The sequence below is a fragment of the Flavobacterium caeni genome, from assembly GCF_900101895.1.
GTDB lineage: Bacteria > Bacteroidota > Bacteroidia > Flavobacteriales > Flavobacteriaceae > Flavobacterium > Flavobacterium caeni.
Window position 1 is genome coordinate 202,657 of sequence record NZ_FMVF01000003.1, and the last position, 18,808, is coordinate 221,464.

11 protein-coding genes are annotated in these 18,808 nt (G+C 53.2%); 5 read left to right on the forward strand and 6 right to left on the reverse strand.

Features of this window, described 5'->3' with window-relative positions:
- Positions 1-11 precede the first annotated feature (11 nt).
- Together BLP55_RS03265 and BLP55_RS03270 are read left to right on the forward strand one after the other, a co-directional pair.
- Positions 12-2,582, forward strand: coding sequence for a phosphoenolpyruvate carboxylase (locus tag BLP55_RS03265; protein ID WP_091140894.1), 2,571 nt, complete (start codon positions 12-14; stop codon positions 2,580-2,582).
- A gap of 1 nt (position 2,583) precedes the next feature.
- Positions 2,584-3,099: a DinB family protein gene (locus BLP55_RS03270; RefSeq protein WP_091140895.1), complete on the forward strand. Its 516-nt coding sequence runs from the start codon at positions 2,584-2,586 to the stop codon at positions 3,097-3,099.
- A gap of 3 nt (positions 3,100-3,102) precedes the next feature.
- On the opposite strand, the gene BLP55_RS03275 is transcribed toward BLP55_RS03270, so the two are convergent.
- From BLP55_RS03275 to aroB, 6 genes are all read right to left on the reverse strand, one after another.
- Positions 3,103-3,591: a DNA-deoxyinosine glycosylase gene (locus BLP55_RS03275; protein WP_091140896.1), complete on the reverse strand. Its 489-nt coding sequence runs from the start codon at positions 3,589-3,591 to the stop codon at positions 3,103-3,105.
- Positions 3,588-4,379 carry a class I SAM-dependent methyltransferase gene (locus BLP55_RS03280; protein WP_091140897.1) on the reverse strand — a complete coding sequence of 264 codons (792 nt, stop codon included), beginning with the start codon at positions 4,377-4,379 and terminating at the stop codon, positions 3,588-3,590. The genes BLP55_RS03275 and BLP55_RS03280 overlap by 4 nt, the downstream gene beginning before the upstream one ends.
- Before the next feature lie 28 nt (positions 4,380-4,407).
- Complete coding sequence (locus BLP55_RS03285; protein ID WP_091140898.1) at positions 4,408-4,851, reverse strand: DNA primase; 444 nt, start codon at positions 4,849-4,851, stop codon at positions 4,408-4,410.
- Between the two features lie 6 nt (positions 4,852-4,857).
- The gene (locus tag BLP55_RS03290; RefSeq protein WP_091140899.1) at positions 4,858-5,832 is read right to left on the reverse strand and encodes a deoxyhypusine synthase family protein; all 975 of its coding nucleotides are present in this window, start codon (positions 5,830-5,832) and stop codon (positions 4,858-4,860) included.
- An 82-nt stretch (positions 5,833-5,914) separates the two neighbouring features.
- Complete coding sequence (locus BLP55_RS03295) at positions 5,915-7,309, reverse strand: type III PLP-dependent enzyme domain-containing protein (RefSeq protein ID WP_091140900.1); 1,395 nt, start codon at positions 7,307-7,309, stop codon at positions 5,915-5,917.
- Between the two features lie 282 nt (positions 7,310-7,591).
- The gene (aroB, locus tag BLP55_RS03300) at positions 7,592-8,659 is read right to left on the reverse strand and encodes a 3-dehydroquinate synthase (protein WP_091140901.1); all 1,068 of its coding nucleotides are present in this window, start codon (positions 8,657-8,659) and stop codon (positions 7,592-7,594) included.
- A 183-nt stretch (positions 8,660-8,842) separates the two neighbouring features.
- Between aroB and BLP55_RS03305 the strand changes: the two genes are divergently transcribed.
- From BLP55_RS03305 to BLP55_RS03315, 3 genes are all read left to right on the forward strand, one after another.
- Complete coding sequence (locus tag BLP55_RS03305; RefSeq protein WP_091140902.1) at positions 8,843-10,015, forward strand: proline dehydrogenase family protein; 1,173 nt, start codon at positions 8,843-8,845, stop codon at positions 10,013-10,015.
- Positions 10,016-10,297: 282 nt separating this feature from the next.
- Positions 10,298-10,699, forward strand: a complete 402-nt coding sequence (locus BLP55_RS03310) for a hypothetical protein (protein WP_091140903.1) — start codon at positions 10,298-10,300, stop codon at positions 10,697-10,699.
- A gap of 2 nt (positions 10,700-10,701) precedes the next feature.
- Positions 10,702-18,789, forward strand: a complete 8,088-nt coding sequence (locus BLP55_RS03315) for a T9SS type B sorting domain-containing protein (RefSeq protein WP_091140904.1) — start codon at positions 10,702-10,704, stop codon at positions 18,787-18,789.
- The last annotated feature ends 19 nt before the right edge of the window (positions 18,790-18,808 follow it).

The window sequence follows — 18,808 nt, forward strand, 5'->3', positions numbered from 1 at the left end:
AAAAATTGCCGATGTATACGCTGCCCAAAATAGAACGTTTCAACCGACACGTACTTTCCAAGTACCAAATCTACAACAGCGTGTTTTTGACCTTGCCGTTCGATACGATAGGCAGTACGGGGTCGTTGTTGCCGTTGTTTTCGGAAGTGTGCGAACGCGGCTTGCAACAGGAGCAAAATCCGCAGCAAATCATCGATACGTTCGCCCAGAAATACCTTGAACATGCCACCGAGCGCGAGCGCATCGACATGCTCTTTCGGTTCATCCAGTATGTGGAACGGCAAATCGTTTTGTTCGACGCGATCGAGGACGCGGCCTTCGATGCGATCAACAACCTCGAAGGACATGGCTCGCTGCGCGACATCAAAGAAACGGCCGACGCAAGCCACAACAAAGCAAAACTCAAGGAACTGCTCGCCGATTACAAGATCAGGACGGTGCTCACCGCGCATCCCACGCAGTTTTATCCGGGCTCGGTGCTTGGCATCATCACCGATTTGACGCGCGCCATCAAAACCGACGACCTGCAGCAAATCAAGGAACTGCTCTCGCAACTGGGCAAGACACCGTTCATCAAAAGCGAAAAACCGACGCCGTTTGACGAAGCCGTGAGCCTTACCTGGTACCTCGAGAATGTGTTTTACCAAACCGCGGGCGAGATGCTCGAATACATCCGCAAGAATATTTTTGACGGCGATCCCGTGCCCAACCGGATCCTGAATTTTGGGTTTTGGCCCGGCGGCGACCGCGACGGCAACCCGTTTGTGACCACCGCGATTTCGCTGCAGGTGGCCGAGCGTTTGCGTTCGACCTTGTTCAAATGCTACTACCGCGACATCCGCAATCTCAAACGACGACTCACTTTTTCGCACATCACGCCCATTTTAACCGACATCGAGTTGAAAGTGTATCGCAGTGCGTACGAATCGAATGGATCGAGCGTGACCGTTGCCGAACTCAACGACAAACTCGAACAGATCAAGCAACTGCTCATCGACAAACACCAATCGCTGTATTTGGATTTGGTCGAGGACTTGTTGCACAAATTGCGGTTGTTCGGGTTGTATTTCGCCACGCTCGACATCCGTCAGAACAGCAAGATCCACGACCAGGTTTTCCAACGGTTGGCGCTCGATCATCCCGCGTCGTTCCCTGCCGATTATCTGTCGATGGCCGAAACCGATAGGATTGCGGCGGCCTCGCACCTGAACGCCCGATTCGATGCAAACGATTTTACCGACGAAACGGTGCGCAGTACGCTCGAATCGGTATCGGTCATGAAAACCATCCAACAGCACAATGGCGAAGAAGGCGCCAACCGCTACATCATCAGCAATTGCGAAAGCGCGCTCAACATTGTCGAGGCACTGGCGTTGTTCACACTGGGCGGCTGGCCCGAGCCTTCGGTAGACATCGTGCCGCTGTTCGAGATCATCGACGACCTCAAGAAGGCGCACGACATCATGGAACAGGTTTATACCAACCCCGGGTATGCGGCGCACCTCAAAAAACGCGGCAACCGCCAGACCATCATGCTCGGTTTTTCGGATGGCACCAAGGACGGCGGCTACCTGATGGCCAATTGGAGCATCTACAAGGCCAAGGAAAACCTGACAGCCGTATCGCGCAAATACGGCATCGAAGTGATTTTCTTTGACGGACGCGGCGGCCCACCCGCGCGTGGCGGCGGCAAGACCCATAAGTTCTACGCATCGTTGGGGCCCGAAATCGAAAACAGGGAATTGCAACTCACCATACAAGGACAAACCATCAGCTCGAATTTCGGGACGCGCGATTCGTGCCGTTACAATCTCGAGAATTTGCTCAGCGCGGGCTTGAACAATCATTTGTACGACAAACAAAGCAGCGTATTGTCGGGCGCGCAAAAACAAACACTCGATGCGTTGGCCGAAGTCGGGTACAACCGCTACCTCGAACTCAAACAACATCCGCGCTTTATCCCGTACCTCGAAAAAATGAGTACGTTGCAATATTATGCGAAAACCAACATCGGCAGCAGGCCGTCCAAACGCAGTACGTCCGAAAAGCTCGACCTGGCCGATTTGCGCGCCATCCCGTTTGTGGGTTCGTGGAGCCAGATCAAACAAAACGTTCCGGGTTTTTACGGCGTGGGTTCGGCTTTGCGTATGTTCGAAGAAAGCGGACGCTGGCAGGAAGTACAGGATTTGTACCACCATTCGCTGTTTTTCAGGACGCTGCTCGAAAACAGCATGATGTCGTTGGCCAAGTGTTTCTTTCCTTTGACCGCCTACATGAAGGACGATCCGGAGTTCGGCGATTTTTGGAAAATCCTGTTCGACGAGTTCACGCAGGCCAAACGTCTGTTGCTCAAGATTGCCGGGCACGAGACCCTGATGGAGAACTACCCCGACGGCAAGGCGTCTATCGATGCGCGCGAACACATCGTGGTCCCTTTGTTGGTCATCCAACAATATGCGTTGCAGAAAATCAACCAGATCAACGCCTCGGCCGAGCCCGACGACGATTTGCGAAACATCTATCAAAAAATGGTAACACGATCGCTGTTCGGGAACACCAACGCGAGCCGAAATTCCGCATGACATGAAAACCAGTATCCTTACTTCGGGCGAATATGCGCCCTATTACAAAAATTACATCGACAGGGCGGGCGAGGTCGAATTGCTCGACGAGCTCGAGATTTCGGTGCATCGGTTGATCCGTTTTGTCCGCGAGATCCCGATGGACAAATTCGATTACCGGTATGCACCGGGCAAGTGGACCATCAAGGACATCCTGCAACACCTGATCGATTCCGAGCGCATCTTTGCCTACCGCGCGCTGCGTTTTGCGCGAAAAGACCAAACGCCTTTGCCAAGTTTCGAAGAAGATGACTACGCGCGTGAAGCCCATGGCAGCCAAAGGAGCATCCAGGATTTGTTGACCGAATTGGCCGTCGTGCGTCAGGCGACGATTGCGTTGTTCAAGACTTTTGACGACCAGACGATGGGACGCATAGGTACGGCTTCGGGCAATCCGATGTCGGTGCGGGCGTTGGGGTTCGTGATCATCGGCCACCAAAACCACCACCAGCAGGTTTTTACGGAGCGGTACCTTTAGGTGTCAAATAGTCGAACGTCGGATGACCTGCGACCATGCCGCGCGTTTGTCTTCAAATTTCATCGTATGCGCGGGACTCGTAGACGGCATCACGTGTAGCGCGACACCCGTAATTTGCCCGAACGCCCTGGTGAAAAATTTGTGGCTTTGTTGTCCGTTGAACACAATGTCGGTAATCGAAGGATGTTTTTCCAATAAGCCGAGTATGTCATTTTCCTTGGGGTTGCGGATGTTGCTGTCCAGGCTGCCCTGACGTTCACAATATTCGAGCACATCCCACAAAGCGATACCGTGACCGTGCAACAATTCAAGACGTTCGGCATACGAATCGGGAACGGGTACTTCGGCAAGGACGGCAAACAGGATTTTCCAGAAGTGGTTTTGTTTGTGCGCGTAGTATTGCTGTTCGGCCAACGATACGGCGCCGGGCATGGTGCCCAAAATCAAGATTTTTGGCGCTGCAGGCAAGATGGGCGCAAACGACGCAATCATCTTTTTTGCGCGACCAGGGCAAACACCATCGGAATTTTATCGCCCAACGAAGCGATGCGAAACTTGCCCGGTTCGAATTCTACCGTCCCGTTGAAGCAATCGTAGGGCGAATAGTCGAACTCGTCGAAACGTTCGATGGTCAATCCGTTTTGGATCAAAGCGTTCAGGACTTCGCCGGTGGGGTGGTTCCAACTGACCGATTGGTTGGCGATGGGCGCGTCCTTGTCGGCGTAAGTGCCTTCTGTAGTTTCGACAATGGTTTCGGTGTTGAAATAGGAGTAGGCGATGCGCTCAAAATTGGCATCGAACAGCCACACGACCGGATGGAACTCGACGAATACCAATTCACCGCCTGGTTTCAAAAAATGTGAAATGACCTTGGCCCAGCGATCAAGATCGGGCAACCAGCCGATGGTGCCGTACGAGGTAAACACCGTGTCGAACTTTTCGTCCAGATGATTGGGCAAATCATACACGTCGCAACAAATAAAACGTGTGTCGTCTTGCAAGGCCGTGGCGGTTTGCTGTGCGACCTGGATCGCCTTGTCCGAAAAATCGACGCCCGTGACGTGTGCGCCCATCCGCGACAGCGAAATCGTGTCCTGCCCAAAATGGCATTGCAGGTGCAGGATTTTTTTTCCGGCGATGTCCTGCAGGTACGCCAGCTCGATCCCGTTGAGCGAACTGCGCCCGGCCATGAATCCTTTTTGGTCGTAGAATTCGGACGCGAGGTGGAAGTCGACCTTGTCGTTCCAAAGCTTTTTGTTGATGTCGCGGTAGTTTTCCATAAAAAAAGGAACCCGAAGGTTCCTGGTATTATCTGTCGTCTTCGTCTTCGTCGTCTTCGTCCGAATCGGAATAATCGTCGTCTTCGTCGTCGTCGTCATCTTCGTCGTCACCTTCGTCGTCACCTTCGTCCGATCCGCCCGGATCTTTGGTCACATCGACTTCTTCTTCGTCATCGTCAATGGCGTCATCGTCTTCGATGTCCATGCCTTTGATGTTTTCCATAGGTGCCACTTCGTCGACCATGTCGTCGTCTTCGTCCTCGAAATTTTCGAGACGGCTCGCGAGCTTGGTGCTTACTTTTACCAGATAGATCGTGTCTTCGGTACGAACCTCGACGGCTTCGATCAACTCGTTCTGCGCGTTGCGGAAACGGATGATGTTCGAATCGTCGTAGCCGTCCGGAAACCTTTCGACCAAAAGGTTCAGGATTTCGTTGGTCAGTTTAGAATAATCGACAATAATTCTTCTCATAAAATATCAATAGTCAAGTAGGTATGCAAAAATGAGCGGGGCGACAATCGTGGCATCCGATTCGACGATGAATTTAGGCGTCGTGATGTCGAGTTTGCCCCAGGTGATTTTTTCGTTCGGTACGGCGCCCGAATACGACCCGTAACTTGTGGTCGAATCGGAGATCTGGCAAAAATAGCTCCAGAACGGCACATCGTGCATTTCCATGTCCTGGTACAGCATCGGCACGACGCAAATCGGGAAATCGCCCGCGATACCGCCGCCAATCTGGAAAAATCCAATGCCTTTGCCTGCGCAGTTTTTCGTATACCAATCGGCCAGCCACATCATGTATTCGATGCCGCTCTTCATGGTCGTGGCCTTGAATTCGCCTTTGATGCAATAGGACGCGAAGATGTTACCCATGGTAGAATCTTCCCAGCCCGGTACCACGATTGGCAGGTTCTTTTCGGCTGCGGCCACCATCCACGAATCCTTCGGATCGATCTCGTAGTATTGCTCGAGCACGCCCGAGTTGATCATCTGGTACATGAATTCGTGCGGGAAATAACGCTCGCCCTTGCTGTCGGCATTGTTCCAGATGTCGAACAAATGTGATTGCAAACGGCGGAATGCTTCTTCTTCGGGAATACACGTATCGGTCACGCGGTTGTAATGGTTCTCGAGCAAGTCCCATTCTTCCTGCGGGCTCAAGTCGCGGTAGTTCGGTACGCGTTTGTACGAATTGTGCGCGACAAGGTTCATGATGTCTTCTTCGAGGTTGGCGCCCGTACACGAGATGATGTGCACTTTGTCCTGACGGATCATTTCGGCCAACGATTTGCCCAATTCTGCCGTACTCATCGCGCCCGCCAGTGAAACCAACATTTTGCCGTTGTCGAGCAAATGGGCTTCGTAACCTTTGGCCGCGTCGACCAAGGCTGCCGCGTTAAAGTGCAGGTAGTGTTTCTCTATAAATTGGCTGATGGGTCCTTTACTCATGGTGTTTGTATTTGAGCGGTTGGCCTTTTCAAAGAAAAACTTTTTTTCTTAAAACTCCAACCAAAATTTATCAACTAAAAAATTATTTGTAGCCCAGTATATTGAGCACATCCTCAGAGGTTTGCGCTTCAGAGAATACTTCGGTAGCCAGGATGCCGTTTTCGTCGCGGTCGATCAAAATGTGCTTGGGCTGCGGGATCAAGCAGTGGTGCAATCCGCCGTAGCCGCCAATGGTTTCCTGGTAGGCACCCGTATTGAAAAACCCGATGTACAACGGTTTCTCCTTGCTGTATTTGGGCAGATAGATCGCGTTCATGTTCTGCTCGGAGTTGTAATAGTCGTCGCTGTCGCACGTCATGCCGCCCAAAAGCACGCGCTCGTAGGTGTCGTTCCAACGGTTGACGGCCAACATCACAAAGCGTTTGTTGATGGCCCACGTATCGGGCAGGGTGGTGATGAACGACGAATCGATCATGTTCCACTTCTCTCTGTCGTTTTGTTGTTTCTGGTACAAAACCTGGTAGATCGCGCCGCCCGATTCGCCCACGGTAAACGAGCCGAATTCGGTAAAAATGTTCGGTACCTCGACTTCTTCTTCGTCGCAGGCAATCTTGATCTGGTTCAGGATCTCGTCGATCATGTATTGGTAATCGTATTCGAACGCCAACGAATTCTTGATCGGGAATCCGCCGCCAATGTTGAGCCCGTCGAGCGAAGGACATTCGCGTTTGAGCGCGATGTACACCTTGATACACTTGACCAATTCGTTCCAATAATAAGCGGTGTCGTTGATGCCGGTATTGATGAAAAAGTGCAGCATCTTGAGTTCGAGGTTCGGGTTCTCGAGGATTTGCTTGCGGTAAAAACTCACGATGTTCTTGTAGCCGATGCCAAGCCGCGAGGTATAGAATTCGAATTTGGGTTCTTCCTCGGCCGCGATACGGATACCGATCTTGAATTTGCCCTTGATCTCCGAGGTCAACAAATCGAGTTCTTCGTAATTGTCGATGATCGGAATGGTGTTCTTGTGCCCGTTGTTGATGAGCCGCGCGATGTTCTCGATGTATTGGTCGCGTTTGAATCCGTTGCAGATCACATAGGTCGATTTGTTGATCTTGCCCTGTGCGAGCAAATTCTCGACGATGTTGATGTCGAATGCCGACGAAGTTTCAATGTGGATGTTGTTCTTGAACGCCTCGTTCATCACATACGAAAAATGCGAACTCTTGGTACAGTAGCAATAGTAGTATTTGCCCTCGTATTTGTTCTTTTCCATCGCGCTGCGGAACCAGTTCTTGGCGCGTTTGATGTTGTTCGAGATCGCCGGAAGATAGGTGAACTTGAGCGGCGTGCCGTACTGCTCGACCAGTTTCATCAAATCGATCTTGTGGAATTCGAGATGGTCTTTGTTGAGCGTGAATTCTTCCTGAGGGAAATAGTAGGTCTGGTTGATCAGGTCGATGTATTTGGTGTTCATTGCTGTCGTTTGTTATTTAGGTTTGAGAATTAAGACGTGCGATTCAAGTCTTTCTCAAACCCTAATATTCGCATAGACGATAGGCAATTTCTCCTGATTTATGGGCGACGATTCAAAAAAAACAAATCCCTTAAGTGCCGCCAACTTGCGCAACGGCCAAAAGCGGCTTGTGTTGGGTTTGCCTTGCAAAGGCGCGCGGTGGCTCGGGTTTTGGTTTTTGTTCATCTGGGCAAATGTAAAAAATAAACTTAGTGATTTGCAACCGATTTTATTAAAAAAATATTAAGATTTGTAATCTGCAAAAGCCAATCTAATCAATTCATTGTCAGATGATTGGTTGGTTTTTATTTTTCCGATTCCATCCAGCAAAGCAAATTGGATGTGACCGTATTCGTTTTTCTTGTCGTGTACCAGCAACGCAATGATGGGTTCGAGGTCTGTTTCGGCAAAATCGAGCTTGCCGAAAATATCGGTCAAAACATACTTGATTTGCGCATATTCCTGCGGCGTCACCAGGTTTTTTTCGCGTGAAAGGAATGCTTCGAGCACCATGCCCGCCGCAATCGCTTCGCCGTGCAGCAACGTCGTCTTGTCGGGACTTTCCAGAAAATAACTTTCGATCGCATGCCCCAAGGTGTGCCCAAAATTAAGCGCCTTGCGGATGCCGTTCTCGGTGGGATCCTGCATCACGATCTGGTTCTTGATTTCGATCGAACGCCACACCAGCGCGTCGAAATCGGCAAAATCGACGGCCTGCAAATCGAGAAATTGCGCCCAATAGTCTTTGTCGAAAATAAGCCCGTGCTTGAGCATTTCGGCCAACCCCGAACGCATTTCGTTTTGCGGCAGCGTTTCGAGAAATTGCGTATCGATGAGCACCATTTGCGGCGTACGGATCACCCCGATCTGGTTTTTGAGATGCCCCAAATCGACGCCGTTCTTGCCGCCCACCGACGCATCTACCATGGCCAGCAACGTGGTCGGGATGTGGATAAAGTCGATGCCGCGCTTGAACGTACTGGCCACGAATCCGCCCAGATCGGTCACCACGCCGCCGCCTACATTGAGGATCAGCGATTTTCGGTCGGCGCCCAGTTCGGTGAGCAACGTCCAAAGCTGCACACAGGTGTCGATGGTCTTTGCGCTTTCGCCCGATTCAAATTCGACGATCTCGATGGGGATATCGACGGCCATTAGCGGCAACAGCCTGGGTACGCAATATTCGTTCGACTGCGTGTCGGCCAGGATAAAAATCGAGGAATAGTGCTGCGCGGCGATGTGGGCGTTCAACAAATCATAAGCGGTGTCGCCAAAATGGATGGCATAGCCGTTGGCAGGAATCGATTGCATGCGTTTAACTTTGGTCACGCAAAATAACGCATTAATCTTTTGGCGGCCCACCAAATTCACAAAGTTTTATCGACGGTTTGTATATAAAAGTATGGTAATCGCAAATTCGTCTTAAAATTTTTGTCACGGATTCGCAATTTGATGGACAACTAAAATTATCTTTGCGTAATCAACAAAAATCCGATGGAAAGAATTTTTAACGACACCCAAGTGGCCTTTGCACTCAAGAGCGATACCGAACTCGACCGTGCCTATTTTTTGTTCAAGATGATCGCCAACGAACCGCTGGTTCGCATCGGGACGGCGGTGACCAACTTTGCGATCAAGGCGCATTTGCCCGTAGAAGGACTCATCCGCGCGACGGTGTTCGACCATTTTTGCGGTGGCGTGAACGAAGACGACTGTTTGCCCGTGGTCGATAAAATGTTTACCAAGGGCGTTTCGTCGGTACTCGACTATTCGGTCGAAGGCAAGGAAGAAGAGGCGCAATTCGACGCGGCGCTTGCCATGACACTCAAGACCGTCGATTTTGCGGCCGAACGCCAGGCCATCCCGTTTGCAGTGTTCAAGCCTACGGGATTCGGTCGTTTTGATTTGTATCAGAAAGTAAGCGAACAAAGACGCCTCACCAAGGACGAAGAAGTCGAATGGGCGCGTGTGATCGAACGCTTCGACATCGTGTGCAGGACGGCGCAGCAAAAAAACGTGGCGCTGCTCATCGACGCCGAGGAAAGCTGGATGCAGGATGCCGCCGACGACATCGTAGACGACATGATGCGCAAATACAACAAAGAGAAAGCCATCGTGTTCAACACACTTCAAATGTACCGCCACGACCGTATGGAATACCTCGAGCGTTTGTACGGGCAAGCCAAGACCGAGGGCTTTTACATTGGGATGAAGATCGTGCGCGGTGCCTACATGGAAAAAGAAAACAAGCGCGCCGAGGAAAAAGAATACCCGACCCCGATTTGCGAATCCAAGGAAGCGACCGACATCAACTACGACACAGCTGTACAGTATATGGCCGACCACCTCGACCGCATGGCCATTTTTGCCGGGACACACAACGAGGAGAGCTCCTATAAATTGATCGACATCATGGCGCAAAAAGGCATCGCCAAAAACGACGCGCGCGTGTGGTTCGGGCAGTTGTACGGCATGAGCGACAACATCAGCTACAACCTTGCACAGCACGGCTACAACGTGGCCAAGTACTTGCCTTTTGGGCCCGTGCGCGATGTGATGCCGTACCTGATCAGAAGGGCAGAGGAGAACACCTCGGTGGCAGGGCAAACCAGCCGTGAACTTACATTGCTTAAAACCGAACGAGACAGACGCAAGGCAAAAAGCTAACCTGTTGTAAACGATAAAGTAAACCCGGCCGTTTGGTCGGGTTTTTTTGTACTTACTTGTTATAAAGTGACTTGAATTTTCGTGTTAATGTGTTAAATTATAGGTTATTCATGCGGTTTGTTAGCAAGATTGTTGTCAAATGTGTAATTGTAATCTAAAATATTTTATATTGCCTCCGTAATACGATGATACTCAGTGAAAAAACTTACATTTTTTTACTGATGTCGCAAATACGACGATATAAAGTGTATTTCGTCGGTGTTTTACCCCAAAAACTAGAACATGAAGCAAACATTACTCGCTGTATTAGGTCTCCTATTTTTCTCTTTTGCGACGACAGGTCCATACACCGCCGCGCAATTCGAAGGTTTTGTCCGTGAAGTATTTGCCGATCAGGCCGATGCGCTGGTTTTTTCAAATCCATCGAACAGGCGCGCCTTACTCGAAGATTTCTTGTCGCGCGTAGCGGTCGAAAACCATCCCGAACTCAAAGGCAAAAAGTTTGCGCTTTTGTCTGAACTCGCCTTACAGAACAAGTACAACAAGGGGCTTTCGCGCGATGCGGTGTGCGATCCCAAGACTTTCAATCCGCTCAAGTACCATTTTCCGATGTCGTCCAAAAAGCGGGAAATCTATAGGTTCGACAACACCGATTTCCTGATCATCATCAACCCAGTTAAATAGCCATGAAAAAACTATTCCTACTGGTTTCGCTGATTTCCTTCGGGCTGCAGGCCCAGGTGTACAACATGCAGAACGGCTCGGTCACTACATGCTCGGGTACTTTTTACGATTCGGGTGGGGCGGCCGGCGATTATGGAATTTTAGAAACGTATCAAATGACATTCTGCCCGCCATCGGCAGGAAGTTACATCCAACTGAATTTTACGCAGTTCGATATCGAAGGCCAGCCCTTTGACTACATGACCATTTACAACGGACCGAACACCTCGGGTACTATCATTGGCACTTACGGAGATACCGCGCCTGCGGGTTGCGACGTGATTGCGTCAAGCCATGCCTCGGGTTGTATCACGGTAGTGTTTGTGTCGGATGGCAGCATCGAATATTCGGGCTGGGCGGCGACCATTTCCTGTACGAACACACCGGGCGGCGTTCCGATTCCGATACCCAGCAATGCCGTTTGTAGCGGCGCTTCGCCGTTTTGTGCCGATGCAGGGCCACTCGAATTTCCCAACATCCAGGACGGATGCGCGGCCGATGCTCCTGCCGATGTGACCACTTACACTTGTTTGTTTACAGCGCCCAACCCGGCCTGGTATTTTCTCGAGGTCGACATTCCGGGCAACATCAACCTCGAAATAGAACAAACCACAGGACCCAACGGAACGGGTACCGGACTCGATGTCGACTATGCCATTTGGGGACCGTTCTCGAATGCGGCCGCGGCCTGCGCCGATTTTACGCAAGGTACGTGCGCGGGCGATCATTTGTGCTTTGGGAATGTAATCGATTGCAGCTACGACCCAGCAGCCATCGAAACCGCGACGATCCCCAATGCGCAAGTAGGGCAGATTTATATGGTGTTGATCACCAATTTTGACGGCGATCCCGGGTACATTTCCATGACCCAAACCAATGCCGGATCGCCCGGCGCTGGATCGACCGATTGTTCGATTGTTTGTCCGACGTTCGCGGGAACCAATCCCACCACATGCGGCGGCACCAACGGAAGCATTGCCATTTCTGGACTCGATTCCAATACCAACTACACCGTCAGTTACCTCGACGACGGCACGCCATCTACGGCCAACGTGACCAGCAACGCAGCCGGAGTGGCCGTCATCACCGGATTGAACGCCGGAAACTACACCAACCTGGCCACCAATTATGTGGGTTGTACGGCGGCTTTTGGTTCGGTGGTCTTGACCTCGACGACCGCGCCTACGGCTTCGATCAGTTACCCGGCAGGGCCGTATTGCAATTCGAGTGCGGTCATGCAAAACGTGACGCTCACTGGAACCGGAAGCTTTACGGGGGGCACCTACAGTTCGGCGGCCGGATTGAGTTTGAGCCCCACCACGGGTGCGATCAATCCAGCAGCTTCGACCGCAGGAACCTATACCGTGACCTATACCATCGCGGCGTCGGGCGGATGCCCACAAGTGACCGCAACGGCGTCGGTGACCATTTCAGGCACCGGTACGGCCAGTATTGCCTACGCAGGGCCTTATTGTACGTCGACCGCGGTTGTACAAAATCCTACACTCACGGGTACGGGCGCTTTTACGGGTGGCACTTACACATCCACGGTTGGCTTGAACATCAATGCGTCGACGGGGGCGGTGAATCCTTCGCTTTCGACAGCGGGAACGTACACCGTCACCTATTCCATTGCTGCATCGGGCGGTTGTCCGGCGATTACGGCTACGGCACCGGTCACGATTTCGGCGCCTGCAACGGCAAATATCGCTTACGCAAGTCCTTTTTGTACTTCGAACGCGACGGCGCAAAACCCGACGCTCACAGGTACCGGCAGTTATACCGGCGGTACGTATTCGTCTACGGCGGGCTTGAGTATCAACGCCACCACTGGTGCGATCAACGCCTCGTTGTCTACCGCGGGAACATATACGGTTACCTATTCGATTGCGGCGGCGGGTGGATGTCCTGCGGTGAACGCGACGGCATCGGTCACTATTTCAGCGCCCGCAACGGCCAACATCGCCTATACAAGTCCTTATTGTACCTCCGATGCGACGGCGCAAAACCCAACGCTCACGGGTACGGGTAGTTATACAGGCGGGACATATTCGTCTACGGCAGGACTGAGCATCAATGCTGCCACGGGTGCGATCAACGCTTCGTTGTCGACGGCGGGAACTTATACGGTGACCTATTCGATTACGGCAGCGGGCGGATGCCCTGCGGTAAATGCGACCGCATCGGTCACGATTTCGGCACCTGCAACGGCAACCATCGTTTATACAAGTCCTTATTGCACATCCGATGCAACGGCGCAAAACCCGACGCTCACCGGTACGGGAAGCTATACGGGTGGGACGTATTCGTCTACGGCAGGGCTGAGCATCAACGCCATCACGGGCGCGATTAACGCCTCGTTGTCGACCGCAGGAACGTATACGGTAACCTATTCGATTGCCGCGGCGGGTGGATGTCCCGCAGTGAACGCGACGGCTTCGGTCACGATTTCTGCACCCGCAACGGCCAACATCGTCTATACGGGACCTTATTGTACATCGGATGCAACGGCGCAAAACCCGACGCTCACGGGTACGGGAAGCTATACAGGCGGGGCATATTCGTCTACGGCTGGACTGAGTATCAACGCCACCACGGGTGCGATCAACGCCTCGTTGTCGACAGCAGGAACGTATACGGTGACCTATTCGATTGCCGCGGCGGGTGGATGTCCTGCGGTGAACGCGACGGCATTGGTCACGATTTCTGCACCAGCGACGGCCAACATCGCCTATACAGGTCCTTATTGTACATCGGATGCGACGGCGCAAAACCCGACGCTCACGGGCACGGGTAGTTATACGGGCGGGACGTATTCGTCGACGGCCGGCTTGAGCATCAACGCGGCCACGGGTGCAATCAACGCTTCGTTGTCTACCGCGGGAACGTATACGGTGACCTATTCGATTGCGGCGACGGGCGGATGTCCTGCGGTAAACGTGACGGCATCGGTTACTATTTCTGCACCCGCGACCGCAAGCATTACGTACACCGACCCTTTTTGCGCAACCGATACGACCTTGCAATCGGTAACATTGACCGGGACTGGAAGCTTTGCGGGCGGTAGCTTCAGCGCACCTGCGGGATTGTCTATCAACGCAACCAACGGCGCCATCAATCCTTCGCTTTCAACGGTAGGAACCCATACTGTAACCTATACCATTTTGGCCTCGGGAGGTTGTTCGGTTGTAACGGCTACAACGTCGGTGACCATTTCTGCCGCGCCTACGGCCAGCATCAGTTATGCTTCGCCGTTTTGTACCGCCGATACCACGTTACACACGCCAACGATAACCGGGGCAGGAGGGAGCTTCAGCGCGCCTGCGGGGTTACAGATCGATCCGGGCACAGGGGCTATCGATGCCTCGTTGTCGACCGCGGGAACGTATACGGTGACCTATTCGATTGCGGCATCGGGCAGTTGTCCTGCCGTCAGCGCAACGACTTTGGTGACCATTGAGACACCGCCAACGGCCAACATCAGTTACATCGGGCCTTTTTGTGTGTCGGACACCAACACCTACTTGCCAACGCTAAGCGGAACCGGATCGTATACCGGCGGTACTTTTAGCGCGCCACCCGGCTTGAGCATCAATGCCGCGACCGGCGCCATCAACCCTTCGCTTTCAACGGTAGGGACGTATCAAGTGGTGTACACCATTCCTGCTTCGGGCAGTTGCTTGGCTTCTAATGTGAATACCTCGGTGACGATCGACCCGTCACCCACGGCGGCCCTCGGTTACAGTGGCCCTTTCTGTGCATCCGATACCACACTTTATGGGCCTACCTTGACCGGAACAGGTTCTTTTACGGGCGGGACTTACAGCGCACCGGCAGGACTCAGCATCAACGGTGCGACGGGTGACATCAACCCTTCGCTATCGACCGCCGGAAGCTATACGGTAACCTATACCATCCCAGCCTCGGGCAGTTGCCCCGCGGGTACTGCGGTTGCTTCGGTAGTGGTTTCGGCACCGCCGACGGCCAACATTGTGTACGGTGGGCCTTACTGCGCATCTGATGCCAGTACGCATTTGCCGACACTTACGGGTACAGGTGCGTTTACAGGCGGCAACTACTCGGCGGGCGCAGGACTGACGATAAATGCAACGACGGGTGCCATCGATCCGTCTTTGTCGACCGTAGGAAACTACACCGTGACCTATACCGTGGCGGCTTTTGGTAGTTGCCCGGCGACGGTGGCCAACGCCTCGGTGGTTATCGTGGCGGCACCTACCGCGGCGCTGTCTTATACGGGACCATTTTGCGCATCGGACACCAATACCTATTTGCCGATACTCACCGGAACAGGAGCATTTACGGGCGGTACGTTCAGTGCGTCTTTGGGATTACAGCTCGATGCCAATACGGGTGCGATCGACCCATCGTTGTCGACCGCAGGTAGTTACATTGTTACCTATATTGTTCCCGGCACGGGCGGCTGTGCACCATCCAACGTGACGGCATCGGTAACGATCGAAGCGCCACCAACGACGACACTCGGTTATGCCGGACCATTTTGTACGTCCGACAGTATTTTATATCCGCCGACCCTCACCGGAACGGGTGCGTTTGGCGGCGGTATCTTTGGGGCACCATCGGGATTGGCGATGAATACCACGACAGGTGACATCAATCCTTCGTTGTCTACACCGGGAACCTATACCGTGACCTATACGATTCCGGTAGCGGGGAGTTGCCCATCGACCAACGTGACGACATCGGTGGTGATTGCCGCACCGGCAAGCGCGACCCTCGATTATGCCGATCCATTCTGTGGTTCTGATACTTCGCTGCAAGCCCCGTCACTCACGGGGACAGGTTCATTTACCGCGGGAACATACGCCGCTCCGGCAGGACTCCAGATTGATACGACTACGGGGATGATCGACGCTTCGTTGTCTACGCCGGGCACCTACACGGTGTCTTATACGATTGCCGCTTCGGGCAGCTGTCCGATGGTCGTGGCCACTACCAATGTTGTGGTTGAAGCACCGCCTACGGCCACCATCAGTTACGAAGGGCCGTTTTGCGCCACCGACCCTACGGTTTACAGTCCATCGATCAGCGGAACGGGCGCGTTTTCTGGCGGTGTCTTCAGCGCGCCGTCTGGGCTCGACCTCCATCCGGTTACAGGCGCCATCAACCCTTCGCTGTCGACCGTGGGCAATTATACGGTGAGTTATGCGATTCCTGCATCGGGCAGTTGTCCGTCGACGAGTGTCACCACAACAGTCAACATTACGCCACCGCCGACGGCCCATATCGTCTACAATACGCCTTTTTGCTCGAGTGATTCAGTAGCCCAAGCCGTCACGTTGACCGGTACAGGTATTTTTACGGGCGGTACGTTTTCTTCGTCGGCAGGACTTTTGATCAACAGTACTACCGGCGACATCCAAGCCAATCTTTCGCAACCGGGCACCTATACCGTGACCTATACGTCCCCGCCAAGCAACGGCTGCCTTGCGGTAACGGCCACTGCTTCTATAGCCATCGAAGCGTTGCCGACTGCAACCATCGGCTATGCGGGCAGCCCGTTCTGTCAATCCGAAACCATTGCGCAGCCGGTAACGCTTTCGGGAACAGGAAATTATACAGGAGGTGTGTTCAGCGCGAGCTTTGGCGCGGGCATCGATCCGGTTACGGGCGCGGTCACGCCATCGCTTATCGCTGCAGGGATGCATACGATTACCTATACGGTTCCAGCAAGTGGGCCTTGTCCAGCGGTGGTCGTTCAAACGCAAATCGTCGTCACGGCATTGCCTACGGTTAGCATCGTTTACAACGGACCGTTTTGTGATTCTGAAAGTAATCTGCAGCCGGTTGTCATCAATGGTACAGGTGCGTTTACAGGCGGCATTTTTAGCGCGTCTTCTGGGCTGAGCCTGAACACCAGCAGCGGTGCCATCAATCCGTCGCTTTCGACACCGGGCACTTATACCGTGACCTACACTACGCTGGCCTCGGGAGGATGCGCGGCTGTTTCGGCATCGACATCGGTGACCATTACCGAACTTCCGACGGCAACCTTAAGTTATGCAGGGCCGCTTTGCGTGTCGAACAATATTCCGCAAGCCGTTGCGCTGTCAGGAACAGGGAATTATACAGGCGGTACCTTCAGCGGTACGACGGGGCTGAATATCAACACGGCCACGGGTGCCATCAATCCGTCGCTTTCGACGACGGGCAGCCATACCGTAACGTATACCATTGCGGCGTTTGGCGGTTGCGGGGTAGTGACGGCCACGACATCGGTTTTGATCAATGCGTTGCCGACGGTGGTTATTTCGTACAACGGTCCTTTTTGTACCGACAGCTCCGCTTTGCAAAATGTGGTGATCTCGGGAACGGGCAGTTTCACAGGTGGAATTTTTAGCACGACGGCTGGGCTTAACCTCAACGCCTCGACGGGTGCCATCAACCCATCGTTATCGACGGCGGGCAGTTATACCGTTACCTATACGATTCCAGCTTCGGCAGGATGTACATCGGTAGTGGCCACGGCCACGGTAACCATTACCGAACTGCCCACCGTAACCATGGCCTATCCCAACACGCCGTACTGTACCAATTTGACTTCGGCGCAATCGATCAGCCTGACCGGTACAGCGGCTTATCTTGGTGGTACATTTTTGTCTACGCCAGGACTCAGTTTGAATACGGCGACCGGCGCTATCAACCCGTCGGGCAGTATGCCGGGCACGTATGTGGTGAGTTACACCACGTTGGCTTCGGGGAATTGTCCTTCGGTCATCGCAAGCACTTCGGTCACCATTACCGAGATGCCGACGGCCACTATTGCCTACGACGGACCTTATTGTACAACGGTTACCGCGGCGCAAGCGGTGCAACTCTCGGGAACCGCCCATTACAGCGGCGGGGTTTTCTCGGCGGGTGCGGGGTTGAGCATCAACGCGACCACCGGTGGTATTCGTCCGTGGTTAAGTACACCCGGCACATACACGGTGACGTATGCGATGCCTGCATTGGGCGGATGTTCACCTGCGCCCGTATCGACTACGGTGACGATCAACGCCACGCCAGTAGCCGTAGCCACGCCAAACGGCGGCGCGATTTGTACCGACGATACGACCAACATCAGTCTAACGAGTGATGTTCCCGGAACAACCTATGTATGGACCGTGACCCAAAACAACGTCAGCGGCGCGACCGATGGCAACGGACCATCGATTTCACAGACCTTGGCCGCAACGGGAACTTCGGCGGGAACGGTGACCTACACGGTGGTTCCGACATCTCCCGCGGGCTGTGTCGGCCAGCCACTTTTGGTGACGGTGACGGTACATCCGCTGCCCGAACCGCACCTGGTTTCAGGCGTCATTTGCCGCAACCCGACCACAGGCGTGGTCATGAGGAGCTATGTGCTCGACGCCGGACTGAGCGATGCCGACCACGATTTTGTATGGTCGCACAACACCGCGACGATCCCGGGGGCCACGGCCAGCACCTATGAAGCGATGGAAGAAGGACAGTATACCGTGGTAGCGACCAACATTCATACGGGTTGCGTGTCGTATCCTGTAGATACTTCGGTGTTCGAAACCGAGGTGGCCGAAGTGGCTATTATTTCCGGTAATGAAGCGTTCATCGACAATCCGGTGATCACGATCACGGTGATCGGTTCGGGCGATTACGAATACCAACTCGACAACGGGGCTTATCAACGTTCGAACGTATTTACGGGACTCACCTTGGGCGAACACACCATCCATGTGCGCGACCAGGACGATTGTACCGACATCACGCAAACCTTTACCGTCATCGGTTATCCGAAATTCTTTACGCCCAACCACGATGGTTACAACGATACCTGGAACATCAGCGCCTTGGCCGATCAACGCACTTCGAAGATTTCGATTTTTGATCGCTACGGCAAGCTGCTCAAGCAAATCAGCCCGGGCGGCGAAGGTTGGGACGGCACGCTCAACGGTTATCCGCTGCCGGCCACCGATTACTGGTTTGTCGTCGAATATCTGGATCAGCAAATACGAAGGGAATTCAAGGCGCACTTCGCGCTCAAACGATAAAAATCAAAGCTGCCTTAGG

Bases quoted from the DNA above. Each gene is read 5' to 3' on its own strand.
- BLP55_RS03265 (WP_091140894.1), top strand. From the start codon at position 12: ATGTATACGCTGCCCAAAATAGAACGTTTCAACCGACACGTACTTTCC.
- BLP55_RS03270 (WP_091140895.1), top strand. From the start codon at position 2,584: ATGAAAACCAGTATCCTTACTTCGGGCGAATATGCGCCCTATTACAAA.
- BLP55_RS03275 (WP_091140896.1), bottom strand. From the start codon at position 3,591: ATGATTGCGTCGTTTGCGCCCATCTTGCCTGCAGCGCCAAAAATCTTG.
- BLP55_RS03280 (WP_091140897.1), bottom strand. From the start codon at position 4,379: ATGGAAAACTACCGCGACATCAACAAAAAGCTTTGGAACGACAAGGTC.
- BLP55_RS03285 (WP_091140898.1), bottom strand. From the start codon at position 4,851: ATGAGAAGAATTATTGTCGATTATTCTAAACTGACCAACGAAATCCTG.
- BLP55_RS03290 (WP_091140899.1), bottom strand. From the start codon at position 5,832: ATGAGTAAAGGACCCATCAGCCAATTTATAGAGAAACACTACCTGCAC.
- BLP55_RS03295 (WP_091140900.1), bottom strand. From the start codon at position 7,309: ATGAACACCAAATACATCGACCTGATCAACCAGACCTACTATTTCCCT.
- aroB (WP_091140901.1), bottom strand. From the start codon at position 8,659: ATGCAATCGATTCCTGCCAACGGCTATGCCATCCATTTTGGCGACACC.
- BLP55_RS03305 (WP_091140902.1), top strand. From the start codon at position 8,843: ATGGAAAGAATTTTTAACGACACCCAAGTGGCCTTTGCACTCAAGAGC.
- BLP55_RS03310 (WP_091140903.1), top strand. From the start codon at position 10,298: ATGAAGCAAACATTACTCGCTGTATTAGGTCTCCTATTTTTCTCTTTT.
- BLP55_RS03315 (WP_091140904.1), top strand. From the start codon at position 10,702: ATGAAAAAACTATTCCTACTGGTTTCGCTGATTTCCTTCGGGCTGCAG.